The sequence below is a fragment of the Actinomadura sp. KC345 genome, from assembly GCF_004348515.1.
Taxonomy (GTDB): Bacteria; Actinomycetota; Actinomycetes; order Streptosporangiales; family Streptosporangiaceae; genus Spirillospora.
The window spans coordinates 1-5,377 of record NZ_SMKH01000420.1 but is presented as its reverse complement, the minus strand read 5'-3'; the positions used below and the strand labels follow the sequence as shown (position 1 = coordinate 5,377).

Sequence of the window (5,377 nt, the reverse complement as noted above, 5' to 3'; positions counted from 1 at the left end):
GGGGCGGAGTCATCGTCATGGCGGACCCTCCTGAAGGGACAGCGTGATCGTCGTCCAGGCGCCGACGTGGATGCGGTCGCCGTGGGCCATCGGCACCGGCGTGTTGACCTCGATCGGCTCCGTCCCGCCGTTCACCGTGGTGCCGTTGGTCGAGCCGGGGTCGACCAGGTTCCAGGTCCCGTCCGGCTGCGCGAGCAGGACGGCGTGCAGGTGCGAGACGCCGGGGTCCTCGGGCGGGACGCTCAGGTCGATCTCCGGGAGGATCGCGCGGGACGTGCTGCGCCGCCCGATCCGGGCCTGGTCGCCGATCAGCGGGACGCGGCGCTCCGTGGTGTACGGCGGGAACGCCAGCCCCGGCGCGCCCGGCCCCATCTGCGCGAGCACGGTGTCGAAGTAGGCGCGGTCGGCGAAGATCAGCGCGGACGGCCCGGACGGGTTGAGGGGCGGGCCGCTCGTCCTCGGCGCCGGCACCAGCGGCCTCGACCGGGCGGCGGCGCGGGCGGCGGCCAGCTCGGGGCTGTGGACGGCGCCGGTGTCGAAGTCGTATCCGTCGACCTCGCAGAAGCGGCCGGAACGGGGCGTCCCGCACTGCGGGCAGGCGTCGGCGCCGTCCGGCCCGGTCTTCGCCTCCGGCTTGGGCGCCGGAGCGGGCGCGTGCTCGGCGAACTCGGCGCGCGGCGCGCCGTCCATGAGGTCACCGCACACGTCGCAGTAGTCGGTGGCCTCGGACGCGTGTCCGCTCGGGCAGACCGGCATCGGTCTCAGCCTCCTCCCGCCTCGTCGCCGTGGCGGGTCCGCACGGTCCGGACGGAACGGGTGTCGAGCGACATCTCGTCCGCCTTGGACACCTCCGCCTTCAGCCGCACCGTCCCCTGGACCGGGTCGACGACGTCGACGATCCTGTCCAGCAGGCCGGAGATCTGGTCGTTGCCGACCTCCCGCGCCAGCACCACGGCGCGTCCGAGCCGGGCCGTCGCGGTGTCCTCGTCGCCCTCCCGCCTGGCCTCCAGGCCCTGCTGGATCGCCGCGGCCAGCTCGGACTGGCCGGTGTGGATCGAGACCCGGCCGTTGATGTGCGTCGACCTGGCCTCGTCGTCGGTCCACTCGGCCAGGACGTTCCCGGACGCGAGGACCCGGTCGCCGGCCATCAGCTTCACCCACGCGGCGCGCATCTGGCGTCCCACGTCGCCGGGCTGCACGTCGACGCACAGGTGGTACTCGCGGTTCTCGTTCCCCCACGCGCCGAGCGGATAGTCCCCCGTCTGCGGCCCCGACGCGACGCGTCTGCCGGTGAGGTCCTCCACGGCGGGCACCATCTGCTTGACGAAGCGCAGCTCCGCCTGCTGCGGCGTCCAGACGCGCAGCGACACGTCCGCGACCTGCTTGCTCATCGAGGCCCGCGTCATCGCCAGGAAGTCGGCCTCCAGGTCCGCGGGGTCGGGGACGTCCAGGAACCCGCCCAGCAGCGCCGACGTGATCGTGCGGACCTCGGAGACGTCCCAGTCGGTGCCGACGCCCCGCGCGTCGCACTGGAAGTGGCCCGAGCACTGCTTCAGCGCCGCGTCCAGCTCCTCGGCCGTCTCGTGCTGGTTCTTGCCGTCGGTCAGGAGGATCGCGTGCTTGACGGCGTCGTCGTAGCCGGTGAACAGCCGGTCGGCGAGCCGCAGCCACGACCCGATCGCCGTCCCGCCGGCCGCCTCCAGCCGCCCCACCGCCTGCGCGGCGCTCCGCCGGGACGTCTCGTTCGCCTCCGCGAGCCGCTCCCCCTGCGGGTAGATCATGCGGGGCTGGTTCGCGCCCGCGACCACGGCGAACCGGACCCCGTCGCGCAGCACGTTCACCGCCGCCCGTGCCGCGCGCTTGGCGGCGGTCATCTTGCCCCGGTAGGACATCGACCCGGAGGTGTCGATGATGATGATCTGCGCGGCGGGTGCCCGTCCGGCGCCCGCCTGCCCGGTGCCGCCGGACGACTGGGCCTCGACGGTCACGATCGCGTGCATCTCCCGTCCGCCGTCCGGGAGGTAGGGGTTCTGGTCCACGCGGATCGTGAACTCGGGGAAATCGCTCATCTGCCCGGCTCCCTGGTCGTTTCCCTGCTCGATTCCGGCGGCGGGCAGGGGATCACCGCCACCGTGACGTTGTCGTGCCCGCCCGCGGCGAGCGCCGCCCGCAGCAGCCGCCGCACCGCGCCGAGCGGCCCGTCCGGCCCGTCCCCGCCGTCCAGCGCCACGGCCGCGAGCTCCGCCGCCTCCGGCAGGTGGTTCCACAGCCCGTCGCTGCATATCAGCACAAGTCCCGGGCCCGCGGGGCGGAACGCCGCGAGCCGCGGCCGCGCCGTGCCCCCGTCCGCGCCCAGCCATGCCGTCAGCAGATGCGCCCGCCGGTCGGCCCACGCCTCCGCCGCGCTCATCTCCCCCCGCTCGACCATCTCCCCGGCCCACGAGTCGTCCCGCGTGAGCAAGCGCGAGGCGCCGCCACGCGAACCTTCCGCCGAGAGCCAGTAGGCGCGGCTGTCCCCGATCCACCCGATGGTGACGTCCGGGCCGTCCACGACGGCCGCGACGAACGTGCACGCGGGCGCGGACTCGGGGTCGTCGGCGAGCTTCGTCACGATCGCGCCCGCCCGCTCCGCCGCCTCACGCAGGGCGTCCCGCGGATCCACGCCCGCCGGGACGCGCTCCTCCAGGACGCCCACCGCCGCGTCGGCGGCCAGCCGCGACGCCTCCTCGGACCCGGGCGCCGTGGCCACGCCGTCGCACACCACCGCGCAGGCTCCGTAAGGCAGCTCCGCTAGCGCGAAGGCGTCCTCGTTCCGCCCGCGCCGCAGCCCGAGGTCGCTCACCGCGGCCGCGACCTCGCCCAGGTCGACCTCGACATGCTCACGCCCGCTGGGCTGCCGCAGCCCGCACCGCCCGCAGTAGCCGTCCACCCCGACCTCCCGCTCTCCACAATCCGCGCAGACCTCCGCCCTGGGCGGTGCGGGTTCGGGGGAGGGGGTGTCCGGTGGTGCGGCGACCGGGGTCGTCGGGTCGGGGCGGCCGCATTCTTCGCAGAAGCGGTCGCGCTCCTGGGCGGGCGCGCCGCAGGCACGGCAGAGGTCGGCGTAGATGTCCTGGTCCGCGTTCATCGTCAGAACAGCGTCCTCGGGCGTACCGCGTTGGCCCGTTTGACCATCGCGTGCCGGTGCCCGTCGCCGTCGGCGAGCTTGGCGAGGACGCGGTAGGTCTCCTCCAGCTTCGCGCGGAGGGACGCCTCGTCGAGCTCGGTGCCGAGGATCCGGTGCCCCCCGGCGCCGGGGGGCGCCTGCGCGCGGCCGGTGCGGACCCAGCCGAGGGCCGCCTCCAGCACCTCGGCGGCGAACGCGGCGGCGCGTTCGGTGTCCAGGCGCAGCGACGCCAGGCGGCGGCCGGTCTCGATGAGCGTGGCGCCGTTCAGCTCGCCGGCGTCGCGGCCGCGGACCGCGGTGGCGATGGCGGCGAGCTGCGCGGCGAGGTAGTGGCTCGAGACGCGGGGGACGGAGTCCAGCACGCGTTCGGCGGCCTGCCGGTCACCGGCGGCGAGGCGGGTCCGGGCCAGGCCGAAGGCGGCGCTCACGTGGGTGGGGTCGGTGCGCCAGACCGTCTCGTAGAAGTGGTCGGCCTGCGCCATGTCGCCCATGATCTCGTGGCAGAAGGCCAGCGCCAGCTTGGGCGCCCGTTCACCCGGCGCGAGGTCGTACAGGTCGTTGAAGACGGCCGCGGCCTCCGCCGCGCGCCCGCCGGCGAGGGCGCCGACGCCGCGGTACCAGTCGACCCGCCAGTCGTCGGGCGCCTCGGCGGCGATCTCTTCGAGGAGGCGGCGTGCGCCGTCCAGGTCGTCCAGCTCGATCCTGACCCGGACCAGCGCGAAGCGGACCTCCCGCGACGCGACCGGCGCGGAGCTCAGCGCGGCGGCCAGGTCGCCCGGGTCGCGGGCGGTGAGCCCGGCCAGGAACGCGGCGGCCGGGTCCGAGCCGTGGACCAGCGGGACGGGCAGCGCCGCGGCGGCGGCCGGCGGCTCCAGCGGCGTCAGGATGGGCGGGGTCGCGCCGCCGGCCGGGGTGCCGTCCGCGTCGGTCGGCGCGGTGGTCTCGGCTCCGGCGGTGTGCTGCTCGGCGCCGAACAGCGGCGACGGCGCGGGCCGCGGGCGCCCGTCCTCGGCCGACAGGACCTCGCGCAGGACGCCGGTGAGCTGCTCGGCCATCTCGTCGGCGCTCTGGAACCGGCGGGCCGGGTCCGGGTGCGTGGCGCGGCGCAGGAGCCGGTGGTACGACTCGTGCCGCTGGAACAGCGGGACCTCTTCGCGGGGCGGCAGGCTGCGCAGATGCCGCCCGGTGTAGCCGCGGAACGGGAAGCTCAGCACGGCGAGCGTCCGGCCGACCGTGTAGAGGTCGGACGTGATCGACGGTCCCTGCGAGCCGATCTCCGGGGCCTGGTAGCCGGGCGTGCCGAAGATCGGGCTGTCGACGTCGAACGCGCGGCGCACCCCGCCGAGGTCGATCAGCTTGAGCTGCTCCTCGGACTGGATGGCGTTGTCCGGCTTGAAGTCGCAGTAGAGCAGCCCGACGCCGTGCAGGTAGCCGAGCGCGCTCAGCACCTCCAGCCCGTACGCGATCACCTGGGGCAGGGGCAGCGCCGCCGTGTCGCCGTGGTCGGCGCGGACGCTCAGCAGGATGTCCTTCAGCGACCGGCCGCCGACGTACTCCATCACGATGTAGCCGGAGTCGTCGTGCCGGACGAAGTTGTAGATCTTGACGATGTTGGGGTGCTCGACCTCGGCGAGGAACGCGCGCTCGGCGGTCGCGGCGGCCAGCGAGTCGGCGTCGCCGGTGTCCAGCAGGCCCTTGAGCACGACCCACCGCTCGCTGACGTTGTGGTCGCGGGCCAGGTAGACCCAGCCGAGCCCGCCGTGCGCCAGGCACCCGAGCACCTCGTACTGCCCGCCGAGCACCTCGCCCGTCCGGAGCTTCGGCGTGAACGAGAACGGGTGCCCGCAGTTGCGGCAGAACCCCTCGGTGCGTCCGGGACGGCCGCCCCGGCTCCGCCCGACCTTCTCGTCGCACTTGCTGCAGTAGCGCCGGTTCTCCGGCACCTCGGGCTTCTCCATGATCGCCGAGGCCGGGTCGCGGGCCGGGACGGGCGGCACCTCCACGAGCCCGGCACCGAGCATCCCGCGCCTGGTGGACCCGCTGGAGCCCGTCCCGCGGGTGCCGCCGCGCGACGCCGTCCGCCCGGACCCGACGGTCCCTCGCTGACGTTGTGGTCGCGGGCCAGGTAGACCCAGCCGAGCCCGCCGTGCGCCAGGCACCCGAGCACCTCGTACTGCCCGCCGAGCACCTCGCCCGTCCGGAGCTTCGGCG

4 protein-coding genes are annotated in these 5,377 nt (G+C 75.0%); all 4 read right to left on the bottom strand.

The window, feature by feature from the left end; genetic code table 11:
* Positions 1-15: 15 nt before the first annotated feature.
* From E1281_RS37085 to E1281_RS37070, 4 genes are read right to left on the bottom strand one after another with little or no spacing between them, the layout of a single operon-like run.
* Positions 16-756 (bottom strand): FHA domain-containing protein, encoded by a 741-nt coding sequence (locus tag E1281_RS37085; protein WP_131884375.1) that lies wholly within the window; start codon positions 754-756, stop codon positions 16-18.
* Between the two features lie 5 nt (positions 757-761).
* Positions 762-2,069: a VWA domain-containing protein gene (locus tag E1281_RS37080; RefSeq protein WP_131884374.1), complete on the bottom strand. Its 1,308-nt coding sequence runs from the start codon at positions 2,067-2,069 to the stop codon at positions 762-764.
* The gene (locus E1281_RS37075) at positions 2,066-3,127 is read right to left on the bottom strand and encodes a PP2C family serine/threonine-protein phosphatase (RefSeq protein WP_131884373.1); all 1,062 of its coding nucleotides are present in this window, start codon (positions 3,125-3,127) and stop codon (positions 2,066-2,068) included. Before E1281_RS37075 ends, E1281_RS37080 begins: the two co-directional genes overlap by 4 nt.
* 2 nt (positions 3,128-3,129) lie before the next feature.
* Positions 3,130-5,325: a serine/threonine-protein kinase gene (locus tag E1281_RS37070; protein WP_279433687.1), complete on the bottom strand. Its 2,196-nt coding sequence runs from the start codon at positions 5,323-5,325 to the stop codon at positions 3,130-3,132.
* Positions 5,326-5,377 lie beyond the last annotated feature (52 nt).